The sequence below is a fragment of the Pedobacter humicola genome (assembly GCF_056490705.1).
In genome coordinates this window covers 641,311-659,450 of sequence record NZ_JBWJIG010000001.1, presented here as the reverse complement: position 1 = coordinate 659,450, position 18,140 = coordinate 641,311, and the positions used below count along the sequence as shown (strand labels likewise).

Below are 18,140 nucleotides of genomic sequence, written 5' to 3'. Positions count from 1 at the left end.
TTTTTACATGATGAATACGATTACGAAATATTTCGGCTTTTTCTTACTATTGGGTACTTCCTGTTTTGCACAAAAGACTGCGCAGCAGGTTGCAGTAGAACCAGGCGTTTCTCTGGCGCTGGCAAATTCCAGAAGCGCATCAATAAGTCGTATCCGGTACCAGCTTCACTTTACTGTTCCTGCACAACAAACGGATTCAATTTATTCAACTGAAAGCATTGATTTCAAGTTAAGTAAATTAGCTCAGTTACAAATAGACTTTAAGCAAAATGCAGATCATTTAAAGAAGGTTTCAGTGAATGGGAAAGCAATACCTGTTGATTTTAAAGATGAACATATTCTGGTAGATCAGATGTATTTAAAGCTCGGGAATAACCACATCGGAATTGAATTCATTGCAGGTAACGAATCACTTAATAGAAACAAAGATTTCCTGTATGCACTTTTTGTTCCGGATCATGCCCGAACGGTATTTCCTTGTTTTGACCAGCCAGATCTGAAAGCTAGTTTTTTACTTTCGTTAACGGTGCCAACTGATTGGAAGGTAATGACTAATGCAATTAGAAAAGATTCATTGGAGCAGGGTAGTTCAGTTACTTACCACTTTAACAATTCGGATAAACTGCCTACCTATCTGTTCTCGTTTACAGCAGGAAAATATGCGTTCATCAATAAGAAAATGGATCAGCGCGATATGGAATTTCTGTACCGGGAAACCGATTCAGCTAAGATCAAATTCAGTGTAGATTCTGTTTTTGTGGCACATCGCGATGCGATCAATTTTTTAGAAGATTGGACGGCCATCAAATTTCCTTTTCAGAAAATAGGTTTCGTCGGGATTCCCGATTTTCAGTTCGGCGGTATGGAACACCCTGGTGAGGTGCAGTATAAGGCATCAGCTTTGTTTCTGGATCAGGGGGCTACCAAAGATCAGTTTATTTCGCGCGCTAATCTGATTTCTCACGAAACGGCACACATGTGGTTTGGCGATCTGGTTACGATGAAATGGTTTAATGATGTTTGGATGAAAGAGGTATTTGCCAATTTTATGGCGGATAAGGTAACCGAAAAGTTAATGGGCAAAAGTACCTTCGACCTTAAGTTTCTGCAAGATCATTATCCGGCGGCCTATGGCGTAGACCGCACCTTAGGGGCCAATCCCATCCGCCAGCAATTGGATAATCTGCAGGAAGCCGGTTCGATGTATGGTAACATCATCTATCATAAAGCCCCGATCATGATGCGTCAACTCGAGCTGTTGATGGGGAAGGAAAATTTTCAAAAAGGAATCCGGGAATACCTGAAAAAATACAGTTACAGTAATGCTACCTGGAATGATCTGATTGCCATTTTAAGTAAATACAGCAAAAGTGATCTATACGGCTGGAATAAGGTTTGGGTAAATGAGCCCGGCCGACCGGTATTTAGTTATGCTATTAAATACAATGGTGATAAAATAAGCGATTTTAGCATCAGCCAGAAAAGTGAAACAGGTGCACCAAGGATATGGCCGCAGTCTTTTACGGTTAAACTGGTTTATCCAGGTAGCACCAGGATCTTAACGGTTAACGCGATGAATGCTGAAACGGTTTTAAATGAAGCGAAAGGGCTTTCAAAACCTCAATATGTCTTATTTAATGCCAATGGTACTGGTTATGGACTTTTTCCTATAGATCAGCCCTTAATGGAAAACCTTTACGCTCTGGTTGATCCTTTAGAAAGGGCTTCTGCTTATATCAATGCCTATGAGAATATGCTTTCGGGCAGGGGCAGTAAACCTGATGTGCTTTTAAATATTTTGCTTAAAGGGCTAAGTGCCGAGAAAAACGAAATGAACCTGAGGTTGCTTTCTGGTTACATGACCAATATTTACTGGACATTTCTGACTTCAGAAAAAAGAGCAGCGGTGCATGGTACACTAGAGAAAACGATTTGGGGGGCTCTAAATGAACAGCAACAAGCAAACAACAAGAAAATTCTGTTTAATGCTTATCAGAATGTGTATCTGAGCACAGAGGCAGGTAAAAGGATGTACAATATCTGGTTAAACCAGTCGGCTCCTGAAGGGATCAAACTGTTGGAAGATGATTATAGCGCCTTAGCTTTTACTTTAGCCCTTAAAACCGATACTGTGAATACTATTTTAAAGGAGCAGTTGGCGCGGACTAAGAATGAGGACCGCAAAAACCGGTTAATTTATTTAATGCCAGCGCTATCACTGGATGTTAAAGAGCGGGATGGCTTTTTCAAAAGTTTAAAGGAGCGAAAGAACCGCCAGAAAGAAGCCTGGGTAACAACGGCCTTATCTTATCTTCATCACCCTTTAAGGCAATCCGCTTCTGTTCAATACCTTGGCGAAAGTTTGGGTTTATTGGAAGAGATCCAGAAAACAGGGGATATCTTTTTCCCACAATCGTGGCTGGCTGCTATATTCTCTGGTTATAATAGTGAGAATGCAAATGCTGTGGTTCAGGATTTTCTGAAATCGCACCCGAACTACAATTCAAAACTCAGGGATAAAATTTTGCAGACCACTGATAACCTGCGAAGGGCGCAGTTCATCATGCATTAAGGTTTCTTAAATAATTTGCTACATTAATTTAGATAGAAAGGGACAGGCCTTTTTCTTTTTTTCAACGAGTGTTTATTTACCACGCATCGTCATGCTGAATTTATTTCAGCATCTTTTTTGTTATAAAGACCCTGAAATAAATCCGATAGCTCTCGGATCAGGGTAACGGTATGAGTAATTAATGTTATAATATGTATTTGTATCTCGTCTTGTCTTCAAACATTAAGGTAAGATAACCTAAGTTTTTTGAGAAGCTAACGACTTAAAGCTCCAATATGCTCAATTAGTGCTAACACTCTAGTTTATATGCCACTTAAATGTCTGATCTGGTTATAAAATAATGTTATACTCACCTCTAATTAAAAGATTCCGTTTCGCTGTTCAGGGTATCCAATAAACCAGTCAATAAAATTTCTCTTTTATCTTCAATCGAAGTATCATCCTGGATATAAACAGTAAGGTTTGTGTTTTCTGTGGTTTGAGTGTGCATTGGATTAAGGATTTATGTTTGTCAATTAAATGTCTATAATGATCTAACGTAGATTTTTAAATATAGTTTGTAACTTTTTTATTCGAACTTAGGATTGAGCATAGAATAAATGATATAGGTCAAACATTGATCTAATATTTAAGTTATATCTGTCAGAACAAAACAAATCCGATCAATGAAACACTACGATGCAATAATTATAGGAGCAGGGCAGGCGGGTACGCCATTGGCCAAGAAACTCGCTGAAGCAGGAAAAAAGACACTGATCATAGAAAAGAGATTGGTTGGTGGCACTTGTATCAACGATGGCTGTACACCTACTAAAGCAATGGTAGCATCGGCAAGGGCTGTTTATCAGGCTAGGAAAGCAAACGAATTAGGCGTAGAAATCGGATCGGTAAAAATCGATTTTAAAAAGATAAAACAACGGAAGGATGATATTGTCATGCAATTCAGATCGTCGTCCGAAAAAGGAATCAAAAATACCAAAGGACTGGAGCTTATCTTTGGAACGGCCAGGTTTAGCGGAAGGAAGGAACTTACCATATCGCTTAACCAGGGCGGTGAAGAAGAGGTAAGTGCCGATTGGATTTTTATCAATACCGGTGCTAAAACAACCATACCGGAAATTGAAGGATTAACTGAAGTGGATTACCTTACATCCACAACAATTTTAGATATTGAAGCTGTTCCTGAACACCTGGTGGTTATTGGCGGGAATTACATTGGATTGGAGTTTGGACAAATGTTTAATCGGTTTGGCAGTAAAATAACCATTCTGGAAAAATCAGGTGGCATAATAGCCAAAGAAGATCAGGATATCTCATCAGCACTGACCGAAATTTTAACGGATGAAAAGATCGAACTCATTACCAATGTCGAAATCAATAAGATCACCAAAGATAAAAAGCAGGTTCATATTGAACTCCATTCGGGTAAAGGCAAGAAGAATATAAGCGCCAGCCATATTTTGGTGGCCGCAGGCCGCACACCACAAACAGCCGATCTGGGGCTCGAAAACTGTGGTGTTAAACTCGATGACCGCGGACATATCCTGGTTAATGAAAAATTGGAAACCAATATTAAAGGTATCTACGCCTTAGGTGATGTAAAGGGCGGTCCGGCATTTACCCATATTGCCTATAACGATTATACAATTGTTTACCGCAACCTGATTGAGGGCACCAATTATTCCATTCACGATCGGCCGGTACCCTACTGCATGTTTACCGATCCACAGCTCGGAAGGATCGGGATTTCTGAAAAGGAAGCAAAAGAACAGAAATTGAATTATAAGGTTGCTGTTCTTCCGATGACTAACGTTGCAAGGGGCATAGAAACTGGCGAAACCTTAGGTCTGATGAAAGCTGTGGTAGATGCCGATACTAAAAAAATATTGGGAGCTGCTATTTTGGCCTCGGAAGGCGGAGAGATTATGTCGGTATTGCAGATGGCAATGGAAGGTGGTATTACCTACGATAGGATCAGATATTGTGTGTTCGCACATCCTACCTACTCAGAATCGTTGAATAATCTATTTATGAAACTCGATAAGTAAATGATCGAATTAAAGGCGATAAGCAAGAAATTTGGCGACACCCATGCCGTAAATCATGTCTCTTTTAAAGTGGCTGAAAAGGAAACACTGGTGTTATTGGGTACCAGTGGATGTGGTAAAACGACTACTTTGAAGATGATTAACCGTTTGATTGATCCGGATGCAGGGCAGATTTTTATCAATGGTGAAGATATCACCAGGAAGGATCCTGATGAACTACGGAAAGGCATTGGGTATGTGATGCAGAATATCGGGCTTTTTCCGCATTATACCATTGCTGAAAATATTGCTGTTGTGCCAAAGCTTTTAAAATGGGAAAAGAGAAAAACCGAAGACCGGACCCGGGAACTAATTGTTAAACTGCATCTTCCCGAAAGTGCGCTTAATATGTTTCCGCACGAGCTGAGTGGTGGGCAGCAACAACGCGTTGGCCTTGCACGTGCTCTGGTTACAGATCCGGCAGTATTGTTAATGGACGAGCCCTTTGGCGCGTTAGACAATGTTACCCGTAGCAGCATCCAAAAGGAATTTAAAGCACTGGAAGAGTTAAAAAGGAAAACCATTGTGATGGTTACGCATGATGTTCAGGAAGCTTTCGAACTCGCCGATCGCATATGTTTAATGGATAAAGGGCAAATCATCCAGATGGGAACACCAAAGGAATTGCTTTTTCAACCGGTTAACGATTTTGCCAGGAAATTTTTGGCCGGTCAGAAACTTGCGTTGGAATTTAAAGTGGTTAATATACAGGACATTTGGGCGTATTTACCTAAAGAAACACTACAGGATGGTAAAGGTTTGTCTGCTGATCTGAACGTTTGGGAAGCCATGGAGTTGTTAAGGAGCAATGATCGGTCTGAATTGCTCATCTCGGGACAAAATAAAGAAAGCAGAATGTTTAATTTCGAACAGTTAACCAAAGGATTTAACCAGTTTCAAAACGCGCAGGCACATGAATGAGCAACAGCAAAGCTTATGGCAGTTTATGCAGGGGCAATCTGATAAATTGCTCACGCAAACCCTGCAACATGTAGGTTTAACCTTTATTTCCCTGTTACTGGCCATTGCCATTGGTTTGCCTTTGGGTATTTTGATCGCCAGAAAAAGAAAACTTTCGGGTACGGTTTTGGGTATTGCAGGAGTATTACAAACCATTCCAAGCATTGCCTTACTGGGTTTTATGATTCCTGTTTTGGGTATCGGTGCCAAACCGGCCATAGTCGCATTGCTCATTTATGCCCTCTTACCAATTATCCGCAATACGTATACGGGTATTATTGGCATTGATCAGCACGTTAAAGAGGCTGCCAGGGCCATGGGAATGAGCAAAAGCCAGATATTGTTAAAAGTAGAATTGCCCCTGGCTATGCCCGTTATTTTAGCGGGTATCCGTACGGCCACAGTGATTAATGTTGGCGTGGCTACATTGGCCTCTTTTATTGCCGCCGGCGGATTAGGTGAATTTATTTTTGGAGGCATCTCCCTCAATAATACCAATATGATTCTGGCAGGGGCAATCCCCGCGGCACTGCTTGCCATTATCCTTGATGCCTTGCTTTCGCTGGTTCAAAAAATGGATTTCAAGAAGCTAAGGAAAGCGTTATATGTTTTTCCTGTTGTCATATTGGTGTTAGGTGGCTTTTATGCACTTCCTTCGGCTTATGGTTCTACGCTAACGGCTGGATTTACCCCCGAATTTATGGGCAGACAGGATGGTGATCTCGGACTCAGGTCTGTATATGGTTTAAAGATCCATACCATTGTGATCAGTGATGCGGTGATGTATAAAGCTGCTTTCTCGAAAGAACTGGATGTGATTAGCGGTTATTCAACAGATGGCCGTTTAAAAGCTTTCGATCTGAAGATCTTAAAAGATGATAAAAACATTTTCCCGCCCTATTATGCAGCGCCAATTGTTCGGAATGAAGCGCTAAAGCGATTTCCCCAATTGGAAGAAACACTTAATCTACTGGCGGATAAAATCACGGATGCTGTTATGACTGACCTGAACTATAGAACAGATTACCTGCACCAGGCTCCTGAGCGGGTGGCTAAGGATTTTTTGATTAGCGCAGGCCTGTATAAAGCACCGAAAAATGGACATAGTGGTACGGTTAGAATAGGGTCGAAGATTTTTGGTGAGCAATATATCCTGGCCGAAATGTACAGTATGCTGATTAAAGGCAATACGGATTATGAAGTATCCACAAAAACCGGATTGGGCGGGACAAAAATCTGCTTTGATGCGCTAACCAATGATCAGATTGATTTTTATCCTGAATATACTGGCACAGGACTACTTGTTTTGTTACAGCCCGACCCAAAAGTTGCAAAGCAAATGGCGCACGACAAAGAAAAAACCTACAATTATGTGTCGGCAGAATTTGAAAAGAAATATCAGATCAAATGGCTTAAACCAATAGGTTTTAACAATTCGTATGCTTTAATGATGCGGCAAAAACAATCAAAAGATCTGAATGTTAATACCATCACAGACCTTAAAAACTATCTAGATAAAAATTAATGACACTGGTAGAAGAATACTTGAGGATCAGGAAATGCTCCGAACAAATTTGCGAACCCCTGCAAACCGAAGATTATGTAGTACAGCCCATTGCGGATGTAAGTCCGCCCAAATGGCATTTGGGTCATACTACCTGGTTCTTTGAAACCTTTATATTAAAGCCTTTTTCGGTTAATTATCAGGTATATAACGATGATTACAACTTCGTTTTCAATAGTTATTATGAAACTGTTGGCAACCGGGTAATCCGTACCGACCGGGGGAATTTGAGCCGGCCCAGTGTAAATGAAATTTACCAATACAGGACTTATGTTGATGCGGCCATGGTAAAATTTTTAGACATGGTGTTAACGGATGACGTAAAGGAACTGTTGATTTTGGGTTTTAACCATGAGCAGCAGCATCAGGAATTGTTGCTTACCGATATCAAATACATTTTAGGGAATAATCCGCTTTTTCCGGTTTATTCGAAAGATAGGAAAGAGGTTCATTCTATAAGTGAAACAGCATCTGAATTTCTGAATGTCACTGAAGGGATTTATGAAATTGGCTATGAAGGAAAGGATTTCAGTTTTGATAATGAATTAAACAGGCATAAGGTATATCTGCAGGATTTTGCAATCAGTAAAACATTGGTGAGCAATGCCGCATTTATTGAATTCATCAGTGCAGGTGGTTATGAGAACTTTAATTTCTGGCATGCTGAGGGTTGGGATTGGGTTAAGAACAACCATATCACCTCGCCAATGTACTGGCATCTGATTGATGGCGAATGGCATCATTACACTTTAAATGGACTTTTACCAGTTGATTTAAGTGCTCCGGTAAGCCACGTTAGTTATTACGAAGCTTATGCTTTTGCAAGCTGGAAAGGCATGCGTTTGCCCACAGAGTTTGAGTGGGAAATAGCCGCTCAAAACTTCGGTTGGGGCGAACGGTGGGAGTGGACAGAAAGCGCTTATCTACCTTACCCTGGTTTCAGTAAGGCACCAGGAGCAATAGGCGAATACAATGGCAAATTTATGGTTAACCAAAAGGTCCTGCGCGGTGCATCTATAGCCACACCCGAAAATCATTCGCGTATTACGTACAGAAATTTCTTCCACCCGCATTTAAGGTGGCAATATACAGGCATCCGATTAGCAAAATAGTATAGATATGAGCACCACCACTATCGAAACGACAACAGATCACAAAACACAGTTCCTTCAAGAAACCCTAACAGGCTTGCAATCTGAACCGAAATTTATGCTTTCCAAGTATTTCTATGATGCTACCGGAGACCGTATTTTCCAGCAGATTATGGAAATGGATGAATATTATTTAACCAATGCCGAGATGGAAATTCTCCAATATCAGGCCAGTCAGCTTTCGCAGTCAATTGCTGCCGATGGAACTGCTTTTGATCTGATTGAACTGGGTGCCGGCGATGCCACAAAATCCATCCATCTTTTAAAATCACTTCTGGACAAGCAAGTCGAATTCAGTTATTTTCCGATTGATATTTCAGCGCATGTAATTGCAGATCTCGAGGAAAACCTCCCTCAAAAGCTTCAGGGACTGGATATGAAGGGCTTAAATGGTGATTATTTTGATATGCTGAAAAGAGCTACCGAATTATCCAGCCGTAGAAAGGTCGTGTTATTTATGGGCGCGAATATCGGCAATATGAATATTCCCGATGCGGAGAAATTCTGTATTTCACTCAAAACGCTGCTTTCTCCTGACGATTTGCTCATTATCGGTTTTGACCTGAAAAAAAATCCTCAGCAGATCCTTTCTGCCTATAACGATAAGGGCGGAATTACCAGGTCATTTAATCTCAATTTGCTACAACGCATCAATAAAGAGCTTGATGGTAATTTCGACTTAAACAATTTTGAACACTATGCCAGTTATGATCCTGGATCTGGGGCCTGTAAAAGTTATCTGATCAGTTTAAAAAAGCAGATTGTGAACATTGGTCAAAATGCCATTCACTTTGCAGAAAACGAACATATTTTTATGGAAATCTCACAAAAATATTCACTTGCTGATATCGATCAATTGGCAGAGAAAACAGGATTTAAACCGCTTCAACGTTTTTTCGATCAACATCAGTATTTTGTAGATGCCATATGGAAGGTAGATTAACTTCTATTATCCAAAATCTGTAACAGCTGATTCAAATCTTCTTCTGTATTATAAAAGTGGAATGAAATGCGTGTGCCCGTTCCTCTTGGCGAGCAGAGTATTTTTGCCTCAGCCAGTTGACTTACTGTTTTTTGATCCAAAGGCATACTCATAATAGTCGACTGGTATTTTCGTTCCATTGTCCAGTCTGGGATTAATCCTCTTGAATTTAATTCCAATCGTGCTTTGTTGCTCAGTGCCTGGATTGTTTTTTCAATCGCTTCGAAACCAATTGCACCGAGGTAATTTAAGCTTTCGTTTAAAGTGCCAAAATTTAAGGTATCTAAATGTCCGGGTTCGAAACACATCGATAAATGGTCTTTACCCTTTAAAAATGGTGCAGTAGGCAGTTCTGCCAGTTTATTTTTTTGGTAGATGGCATCTTTCATCTGATCAGAAAGCAATGCATATCCGTTTCCGTAACCACCCAAGAGCCATTTATAGCCACTGCCGATCAAGGCATCCAATCCTGATTTTTCAAAGTTAAAGTTTAAAGTGCCCAGAAACTGGGTGCCATCACCGACCAGTAAAAGATCGGGATAAGTGCTTTTTATTTTCTGAATAAAGTCATCATCCATTCTTAACCCGCTGATGTATTGCACCATGCTAAATGCCAATATGGTTGGCTTAAATGTATCAATCGCCTGGATGATGTTTTCTTCTAGGTTTTTATCGATACCTATACTGTGGTAATCGAAACCCATGCTGGTTACCGGGTAACTCACCGAAGGATATTCCTCTTCCAGCAATAAAAAACGGTGATTTTTATCCAATCCGGCCAATAAAGTATTAAAGCCAACTGAGAAATTCTGAACGAGATAGGTATTATTTGGTTTTGATCCGAAAAGCCTGGAAATGTTATTTCTAAGGTCGCTTATCATCGGCAGGCTTTCCATTCTGAAAATACTTCCGCCGGAGATAAAGGCTTCATCATGTTTGCTTCTCCATTCGGCTATATTGGTTGATAAAATGCCCGAATTCGCGGTATTGAGGTAAGTGTATGCTTTTAGGATCGGAAAAGATAGGTTCATGCCCAAAATTAGCAGAATTACATGGAAAAAAAACAAACCTCCCTGGGAAAGTGAATTTTATACAAACCTATGAGAATCACATTTGTTAGGTTAATAGAATCTACATTTATTATGGAAAATCAAACTTCGATACTGGTTACGGAACTGAAAAAATTATTAAATGGAGGCGGTGCACACGTAGGATTTAAAGACGCAGTTGCCAATCTGTCCTTTCATCTTTTAGGTGAAAAACCGCACGGATTGCCTTACAGCATTTGGCAACTGGCAGAACACATTAAAATTGCCCAGTGGGATATGCTCGAATTTAGTAAGGATGGTTCGCACCAATCGCCAAAATGGCCGGATGAATACTGGCCTGAAGAACCGGCGCCTAAAGATGAACAGGCCTGGAACAAGACACTAAAACAGATTGATAGTGATCTGAAAGAATTTATTACTTTATTGGATTCGGTAGATTTATATGCGCCCATCCCGCATGGCGATGGACAAAGTGTATTGCGCGAAGCCCTGCAGATTGCCGATCATAATGCTTACCATATTGCGGAAATTGTAGTGATCAGACGTTTATTGGGCGCCTGGAAAAGCTAAAGAAAATTGTCTCGTTTAGGCCTGTACTTTGCCGCTTATGCAACCTGATCCGATGATTTAAATCCGCTAAATTTAACTATGCGTTCTCTTGGACATTTGAATAAATAAAAGAAATCATGTTAGAAAACTCAAAAGCATTCAGCTCATTTTCTGTAGACGATATACAGAAAGCAAAAGACTTTTATAATGGGGTATTAGGCCTTGAAGTAAAAGATAATCCAATGGGTGTAATTGAAGTGGCTATTGCTGGTTCAACAAACATATTATTATATCCAAAACCAAATCATGTTCCGGCAACCTTTACGGTACTCAATTTTCCTGTCGGAAATATCGATCAGGCAGCCGACGAACTCATAGCGAAAGGAGTAAAGTTCGAGATTTACAATCAGGAGTCGATCAGAACGGATGAGAAAGGGATTTCCAGAGGAAACGGCGGACCAAACATTGCCTGGTTTAGAGATCCTGCAGGCAATATTTTATCTATTTTGGAAGAGGCCTAGCTGATCAAACCTCCGAAGTTGCGCTGTGGTCTTAAACCCTGCTAACTTCGGAAGTCTTAAAGTTAGCCCAAAAGCCCAAAGCACTGGTGTGCAATTTCGTATTCTTCGTTGGTTGGTATCACCAATATCTTAACCTTTGAATCAGAGCTGTTAATTTCTTTCAGTTCGCCTTTGTAGGCTATGTTTTGCGCTGGATCCAATTCAATGCCCAGGTAGCCGAGTTCGGTGCATACCGCCTCACGCATGTTGCTGTCGTTTTCGCCAACACCAGCAGTAAATATAATGGCATCAATGCCATTTAAAATAGCTGCATAAGCCCCAATAAATTTCCTGATCCGGTATGCATAAAGCTTAAGCGCTAAAACTGCAGCTGCATTTCCTTCACTTACCAGTTTTCTGATGTCACGCATATCACTAGATCCACCTACGCCCAACAGCCCCGATTGTTTATTCACCAAAGTGCTCAATTGTTCGAGCGTATATCCAGCATGTTCCATTAAATGAAAAATAACCGATGGATCGATATCTCCTGAGCGTGTGCCCATCATTAATCCGCTTAAAGGACCAAAACCCATGCTGGTATCGATCGATTTTCCATTTTTAATGGCCGCCATGCTACATCCGTTACCTAGATGTATGCTGATTATTTTGGTGTCTTCTTGGTTTAACCAGGCAATTGCCTGTTCACTTACATATTTATGGCTTGTGCCATGAAATCCATAAACCCTGATGCCGTGCTCCTTGTAATACCACTCTGGGATAGCATAGCGATAGGCTTGTGCAGGTAAGGTTTGGTGAAATGCCGTATCGAAAACTGCAATCTGTTTGGCGTTTACAAAAGTTTGTTCAGCAACTTCAATGCATTTATAATTAACCGGATTGTGCAAGGGTGCCAGTGAAAAAAGCTTTCTGATCTGTTGTTTTACCTCATCGGTAATCATTGCCGGACCTGAAAAGTGTTCACCACCATGTACTACGCGGTGACCAACAGCTTCAATATCATCCGGACTGTTAATTACAGCGTATTCGCCCTGTGTTAATAAAGTCAAAACCTGTTTTAAACCTTCTCCGTGGTTAGAGATAAAGCCAGATTCTTCAATATTGTGTTTTTCACCTTTGTTGTAAACGGTATGTTTTATAAAAGAGCCTTCAATACCAATACGTTCTACCAGGCCACTGCAAACAGGTGCTTTTTCCGGCATTTTAAAAAGCTGGTATTTTAAGGAACTGCTTCCTGAGTTGATTACTAAAATGTTCATATTAATTGTCTTGGCATTGGATTGCTGTAATCACAACGGTATTAAAAATATCATCCACGGTACAACCACGGCTTAAGTCGTTAATGGGTTTATTCAGGCCCTGCAACATTGGACCAATGGCCAGTGCGCCCGTTTCACGCTGTACGGCTTTGTAGGTGTTGTTCCCGGTATTCAAATCAGGGAAGATGAGTACGCTTGCCCTTCCTGCTACATCAGATCCTGGTAGTTTTTGTCTACCTACAAGTGGGTCTACCGCTGCGTCATATTGTATCGGCCCTTCTATTTTGAGTTCGGGATGCCTTGCCTTAACGATTGCGGTAGCTTCCCTTACACGTTCTACATCTTCACCCTCGCCAGATGTTCCGGATGAATAGGAAAGCATCGCGATGCGGGGCTCAATTCCAAATTTCGCACTGCTTTCTGCCGATGAAATGGCAATTTCTGCCAGTTGCTGGGCAGTAGGATTGGGGTTAACCGCACAATCGCCAAATATGGCCACACGTTCTGGTAAGCACATAAAAAAGATCGAAGAAACCACCGATACACCCGGTTTGGTTTTAACAAACTGCAACGCGGGCCTGATGGTGTGCTGGGTAGTATGTACCGCTCCCGAAACCATTCCGTCGGCATCGCCCTTGTAAACCATCATGGTACCAAAGTAAGAAACATCGGTCATCATATCCCTGGCCATTTCCAGGTTCACGTTTTTAGCTTTACGCAATTCGTGCAGGGTATCTACATAATCGTTGTAATGAGCCGAATGTCCTGGATTGTGGATTTTTATGGTATTGGTATCTAAGTTTAATCCCAAACGTTTTATGCTATTGGTAATCTCAACCGGATCTCCTAAAAGAGTGATGTCTACAATATCCTGGGTAATCAGTTTTTCTACTGCCTTTAAAATACGTTCGTCGTTTCCTTCTGGTAAAACGATATGTTTTTTATCACGTTTGGCCCATTTAACCAATTGGTATTGGAACATGTGTGGTGTAATACCCTGATAACTGAAGGTGATAATCTTATCATCCAAAGCTTTGATATCTACATATTTTTCGAAAAGCTCTATCGCTATGGCGATTTTTTTCTTGTTTTCGATCGTGATTTTAGAGTGGATACCACCAATGGTGGTGGTGGTTTCGAAAGTTCCTTTTTGTACCGCAATAATCGGGATGATGGTCTGTAAACCTTCAATCAGTTTAATAATCGGCTCATCGGGTAAGCTGCCAGCGGTTAAAACAATACCTGCAATTTTAGGGTAATTGGCTGATAAATTGGCCTGTAGCGCACCGATAATAATATCACCCCGGTCGCCCGGCGTTACAATCAGCAGGTTATCTTTAATGTGCCTTAAAAAATTGGGCAGCATCATGGCTCCGGTTACAAAATTGTCAACCTGATTGTCCAGTAATTCAGACCCGAAAAGCACTTCACCACCCAGCGCCAAGGTGATTTCTTTCATGGTTGGGCTTTGCAAACCTGTTTCAGTCGGAATAACCGCGATAAGCAGTTCGGCCGGCAACTGATTTGTTAAGGCTTGTTTAATACGGTCGGCCTCTTCAGGATTTACCATATTGGCCACAACACCCAACACCTGGACATCACGCAGCAAAAAGTTCCGGTAAATGTTAATGGCAGATTTGAAAAGCTGACTGGCTGTTTTATTTTTTCCAGATACCACAATTAAAACAGGTGCGCCCAGGTTTTTGGCCATGAGTGCATTTGATTCGAATTCGAAGGCCATGCCTTCGCCTAAAAAATCGCTGCCCTCTATTACCGTAAAATCATAATTATCCTCGAGTTTTTTATATTTACTGATGATGGTATTGATAATTGCTCCGCTATCTTCCGATTGGTGCAGCATTTCCTGCCGGGTAAAGGCAAAAGCATCCTCATATTTAACAGGAAGCGAAAAATAATCCAGCATGGCTTCTACATGTTCGTCCTTTTGATTGGGATCATCTTGTGCAATAATGGGTTTAAAATAACCCACTTTTTGGGTTTTCGCCAACAACATATTGATCATTCCGAAGGCAATTACTGATTTTCCGGTGTAGGGTTCGGCCGAAGCAATAAATATATTTTTAGTCATAAATAGGGATCAATTATATAGGAATAACCATTTCCGCCCAATATAGTTGGAAATATTTATTTTAAAAACTAAAGTGTGTTAAGTTTTAAAGGCAATAAGGAAAAGCCGTTAAAATGACTTTAAGGAAATGGCCATCACGTTAAAAGCATTCTATCAAACTGATTTATGCCAGGCTTTTTTTAGGCATTCGATTCGATCAGCAACTTTAACATTTTTAACCTATGGATAAGTGGCAGGTTCACTTTTGCATCAGGATTGAGTCTTAGCGGCATAAAATGGCTTTCCAGAAAATGAGCATAATCCGTAATTACGGTAGCTTGATTAAGATAAATAGGCACCTGCTGTTTTCCGGCCTGGGCAAAAAAATCTTCTAACTGCTGTACTTCTTGGATGGTCATACTGCAAAGTTATCATTCTGTAACGAGTAGCGGACAATAAAATGAAGCATGAACAAGTATCTGTCTCATGCTCAATCTAAATAGATTTATCCTGATAATTGATATGATAAAGTTTTCATCAGATTACTGTTCCATCACATAGGTCAATACTTTATCATTTCCTTTTAATAAATCTGATAAATTCCTTGAAATTTTCACTTCCGGTACAAGCGGTCCGTCATGCCCTTTCCAGTTTTCCCAATATTGTGTTGAGTAGTTTACCTGTAATCTGGTATTTGGTAAATTAAATGCACGCACTTCACCGTAATGGTTAATGGTACCCGCCGTATTTTCGCCAACTAAGATGGCTTTTGTTTCCTTTTTGAGTTTAATTGCATTCATGATGGCGGAAGAAAAGGTTGCCCGACCAATCAGCACGAAAATCTTCCCCTTTTTATTTAACTGATTGTTTTTAATCTTTTCGATAAAGGGTTCTAATACGGCACTGTTGCCACCACCGTTCATACGTAAGTCGATAATGATATGTTTCGGTTTCTGCTTTTCAATTTCTGTAAATAAACTATCATTAAAAGCTTCAAAAGGCTTTTTAGTGTCATCCTCGCATTTATTGTAATTAAAATATAAATTCCCTTGTTCCATGGCATACCAATAATTGTCTTTTTTGGTATTTGCAAGCAGGTTTCCGTATAAGGGATCGTATACCATATTTAACTGTTTGGTTTTGGGTATGGCATCTAACTTTACCTGTAATGTTTTGCCATCAGGACTTAAAAGTTCGAGGTTTACTTCATTTGGATCGGCACTTATATTTAAGGCATACAGCAGGCTTGGGTTTGCGAGATAACTGGCTTCAGCGATATTAAAATAAGGGGTATTGCCTGAGATAATTACTGATGAAACAATCTTTTCGGCTTCTGCTAAAGTTTTATCACCAATCCGGATCACCTTAGTAAGCAGAAGTTTCTTGTTTGCTTCATCCGTAGCAGTAATCACCAGCCCATCATCAAAACGCTCAAATCTGATCGGATACTTCGTGGTGTAGGGAGGAATAATGGTGCTATGCTCATCACCAAGGGCCGCTTGGATTTTCATCAATTCCACATAAAATTTTTCAGCAGATATGCTGGGAGTCTGCCTTTCAAGTTGAGCAACCATGGCATTGAATGCTGATTTAGGGAGTTTTGCAAAAAGATTTTTATGTTTAACAGGCAGACTGTCTTTATAAAACTTTAAATCTTCGCTGAAAATGTTTTTTGAAGTTTGCGCATAAACGTAGTTCGCAAATAATAATAGGGTTATAAAAAAGAAGCGGCTGATATTTTTCATTCTTAAATTGTTTATACAAAAGATACAGAATTAGTGACATAAGTTGCACGGTTGGCAAAATTATTAGATAATACTTCAAAATATATCCCTTTTTAACCGGATGTATTTTTAGTGCTAAAAATTTTAGTTTAAATTTGTTGTCCTAATTAATTGTATTTGGCCTTCTAATCCCTTTAAAGAGAATGGACAATCGTGAAATGAAGCAGAATATCCCTCCTCATGAGATCATACAGGATACTTCATTGCTTAAAAAAGAATATTACCGAAAAGAAACTGCCTGGCACCGCGATTGGAAATTGGCTTTTCCACCATCTTTTAGAGAAGTTGCATTTTTTGATGCAGCCAATACGGATATCCACAGGGCTGATGTATTTACTCCATCGGGTTATACCATCGAATTCCAGAATTCGCCGATTACAGTTGCTGAATTGAATAGTAGGGAAGCTTTTTATCCAAACCTGATCTGGGTATTGAACGGCAAAAAGTTTAAGGGCTTTAAAATTTTGAAACACTTACCCAATGTGGATGATCCGAAACTTGCTGATTACGAGTTTTGCCATTCCGATCATCTATCAATGGTAAGGAGGTCAGAAGTGATGCAAGGTAACCCCAGCCCTAAAATACTCAACTTTTACCATCCAGAACTTAAAGATATTAAATTCACATCTAATTTGTATTCTTTTTGCTGGAAGCAACCACATAGTGTATGGTACTTAGCTACCGCAAAAATTATTGTAGACTTAGGCGGGCATTTTTTGTATGAGCTGAAGCAACGCAAGCAGTTAAACGGAAATTATCCGTATTTAAAAATACTTAGCAGAAAAACTTTCATCGATTGGCATACTCCACCAGAGTTTTAATAAAACGATGAGCTTTGAAGAGATAAATTCGATAATTGGAGACTTGATGGGGAGAGCTAATGAAAAAATAAATCCCTCACGTTAAAGTAAGGGATTTAATGAGGTTAAGCATAAATTATTTCATGCCATCATGAATCTTGTTGATCATCACCAAATGGCTCTGAACTATCGGAGCTGTTTTAGTGGCAAACGCTTTAAGGTCTGCATCTTTTCCGTCCCTTGATTCATCTTCCATTAATTTTAAGGTAGATTTATGTCCGTCAACCATTGCATCAACATAGGCTTTATCAAAATCAGCCCCCGTTTTTTTGCTCAGGTCTTCCATCTTTTTCTTGTGCTCATCATCCACCGTACTTGGCAAGGTGATATTTTTCTGTTGAGCAATAGTCATTAATTCGGCATTGGCCATGCCATGGTCTTTCACCATCATGGTTGCAAATTCTTTAACCTGTGCATTACTGCTTTTTTCGAGCGCCAGTTTTCCCAACTCTACTTCGGCCATGCCGCCAACCGCTGCCTGGGTGGTAAATTTCGAATCCGCTTCATCAACTGCAATCCCTCCGGTAGCGGCAGCATTTGTGGTGGTATCTTTCGCCATATTTAAACTGTCGGCACTTTCTTTGGCGTCTTTATTACCACCACTACAAGCCTGAAAGGCTAAGGCGGAAATCGCCATTACATACATTAACTTTTTCATATTTATTGGTTTTGTTGTATGTAGATAACATGTTTTAATGCAAAAGGGTTTTGGGCTTTTTGAATAATTAAATGGT

Annotated in this window: 16 protein-coding genes; 9 read left to right on the top strand and 7 right to left on the bottom strand. The window is 40.2% G+C overall.

From position 1 onward, the window contains the following. The first annotated feature begins 7 nt into the window (after positions 1 to 7). Positions 8 to 2,572: a M1 family aminopeptidase gene (locus AC04Q1_RS02760; protein WP_478361590.1), complete on the top strand. Its 2,565-nt coding sequence runs from the start codon at positions 8 to 10 to the stop codon at positions 2,570 to 2,572. A gap of 355 nt (positions 2,573 to 2,927) precedes the next feature. On the opposite strand, the gene AC04Q1_RS02755 is transcribed toward AC04Q1_RS02760, so the two are convergent. After that, positions 2,928 to 3,062 carry a hypothetical protein gene (locus AC04Q1_RS02755; protein ID WP_478361589.1) on the bottom strand — a complete coding sequence of 45 codons (135 nt, stop codon included), beginning with the start codon at positions 3,060 to 3,062 and terminating at the stop codon, positions 2,928 to 2,930. 175 nt (positions 3,063 to 3,237) lie between these two features. Between AC04Q1_RS02755 and AC04Q1_RS02750 the strand changes: the two genes are divergently transcribed. The 5 genes from AC04Q1_RS02750 to AC04Q1_RS02730 are packed head-to-tail and all read left to right on the top strand — an operon-like array spanning position 3,238 to position 9,277. After that, entirely contained in the window at positions 3,238 to 4,620 is a 1,383-nt protein-coding gene (locus AC04Q1_RS02750; protein WP_478361587.1) for a mercuric reductase, read from the top strand. Further along, positions 4,621 to 5,580: an ABC transporter ATP-binding protein gene (locus AC04Q1_RS02745; protein WP_478361585.1), complete on the top strand. Its 960-nt coding sequence runs from the start codon at positions 4,621 to 4,623 to the stop codon at positions 5,578 to 5,580. Continuing rightward, positions 5,573 to 7,144 (top strand): ABC transporter permease/substrate-binding protein, encoded by a 1,572-nt coding sequence (locus AC04Q1_RS02740; RefSeq protein WP_478361583.1) that lies wholly within the window; start codon positions 5,573 to 5,575, stop codon positions 7,142 to 7,144. The genes AC04Q1_RS02745 and AC04Q1_RS02740 overlap by 8 nt, the downstream gene beginning before the upstream one ends. After that, positions 7,144 to 8,295: an ergothioneine biosynthesis protein EgtB gene (gene egtB, locus AC04Q1_RS02735; protein WP_478361582.1), complete on the top strand. Its 1,152-nt coding sequence runs from the start codon at positions 7,144 to 7,146 to the stop codon at positions 8,293 to 8,295. The genes AC04Q1_RS02740 and egtB overlap by 1 nt, the downstream gene beginning before the upstream one ends. 7 nt (positions 8,296 to 8,302) lie before the next feature. After that, positions 8,303 to 9,277: an L-histidine N(alpha)-methyltransferase gene (locus AC04Q1_RS02730; RefSeq protein ID WP_478361581.1), complete on the top strand. Its 975-nt coding sequence runs from the start codon at positions 8,303 to 8,305 to the stop codon at positions 9,275 to 9,277. Here AC04Q1_RS02730 and AC04Q1_RS02725 read toward each other — a convergent pair. Then, positions 9,274 to 10,347 (bottom strand): aminotransferase class V-fold PLP-dependent enzyme, encoded by a 1,074-nt coding sequence (locus AC04Q1_RS02725; RefSeq protein WP_478361579.1) that lies wholly within the window; start codon positions 10,345 to 10,347, stop codon positions 9,274 to 9,276. The two genes, AC04Q1_RS02730 and AC04Q1_RS02725, sit on opposite strands and share 4 nt — an antisense overlap. Positions 10,348 to 10,416: 69 nt before the next feature. On the opposite strand from AC04Q1_RS02725, the gene AC04Q1_RS02720 reads away from it, so the two are divergent. Further along, the gene (locus tag AC04Q1_RS02720) at positions 10,417 to 10,935 is read left to right on the top strand and encodes a DinB family protein (RefSeq protein WP_478361577.1); all 519 of its coding nucleotides are present in this window, start codon (positions 10,417 to 10,419) and stop codon (positions 10,933 to 10,935) included. Between the two features lie 116 nt (positions 10,936 to 11,051). Beyond that, positions 11,052 to 11,435 (top strand): VOC family protein, encoded by a 384-nt coding sequence (locus tag AC04Q1_RS02715; protein WP_478361575.1) that lies wholly within the window; start codon positions 11,052 to 11,054, stop codon positions 11,433 to 11,435. Positions 11,436 to 11,497: 62 nt separating this feature from the next. Here the strand turns inward: AC04Q1_RS02715 and AC04Q1_RS02710 are convergent, their stop codons facing one another. The 4 genes from AC04Q1_RS02710 to AC04Q1_RS02695 form a co-directional block, all read right to left on the bottom strand. Beyond that, positions 11,498 to 12,694 (bottom strand): acetate/propionate family kinase, encoded by a 1,197-nt coding sequence (locus tag AC04Q1_RS02710; protein WP_478361573.1) that lies wholly within the window; start codon positions 12,692 to 12,694, stop codon positions 11,498 to 11,500. A 1-nt stretch (position 12,695) separates the two neighbouring features. After that, on the bottom strand, positions 12,696 to 14,783 hold the full coding sequence (gene pta / locus AC04Q1_RS02705) for a phosphate acetyltransferase (protein WP_478361571.1): 2,088 nt from the start codon (positions 14,781 to 14,783) through the stop codon (positions 12,696 to 12,698). Positions 14,784 to 14,962: 179 nt separating this feature from the next. After that, on the bottom strand, positions 14,963 to 15,181 hold the full coding sequence (locus tag AC04Q1_RS02700) for a DUF6965 family protein (protein ID WP_478361569.1): 219 nt from the start codon (positions 15,179 to 15,181) through the stop codon (positions 14,963 to 14,965). Between the two features lie 123 nt (positions 15,182 to 15,304). Beyond that, positions 15,305 to 16,507 carry a S41 family peptidase gene (locus AC04Q1_RS02695; protein ID WP_478361567.1) on the bottom strand — a complete coding sequence of 401 codons (1,203 nt, stop codon included), beginning with the start codon at positions 16,505 to 16,507 and terminating at the stop codon, positions 15,305 to 15,307. A gap of 182 nt (positions 16,508 to 16,689) precedes the next feature. Here AC04Q1_RS02695 and AC04Q1_RS02690 point away from each other — a divergent pair, with 182 nt between their 5' ends. Continuing rightward, positions 16,690 to 17,367, top strand: a complete 678-nt coding sequence (locus AC04Q1_RS02690; protein ID WP_478361565.1) for a competence protein CoiA family protein — start codon at positions 16,690 to 16,692, stop codon at positions 17,365 to 17,367. Between the two features lie 115 nt (positions 17,368 to 17,482). On the opposite strand, the gene AC04Q1_RS02685 is transcribed toward AC04Q1_RS02690, so the two are convergent. Next, a complete protein-coding gene (locus AC04Q1_RS02685) occupies positions 17,483 to 18,064 on the bottom strand; it encodes a DUF4142 domain-containing protein (RefSeq protein WP_478361563.1) in 582 nt (193 codons plus the stop codon). Positions 18,065 to 18,140: the final 76 nt, after the last annotated feature.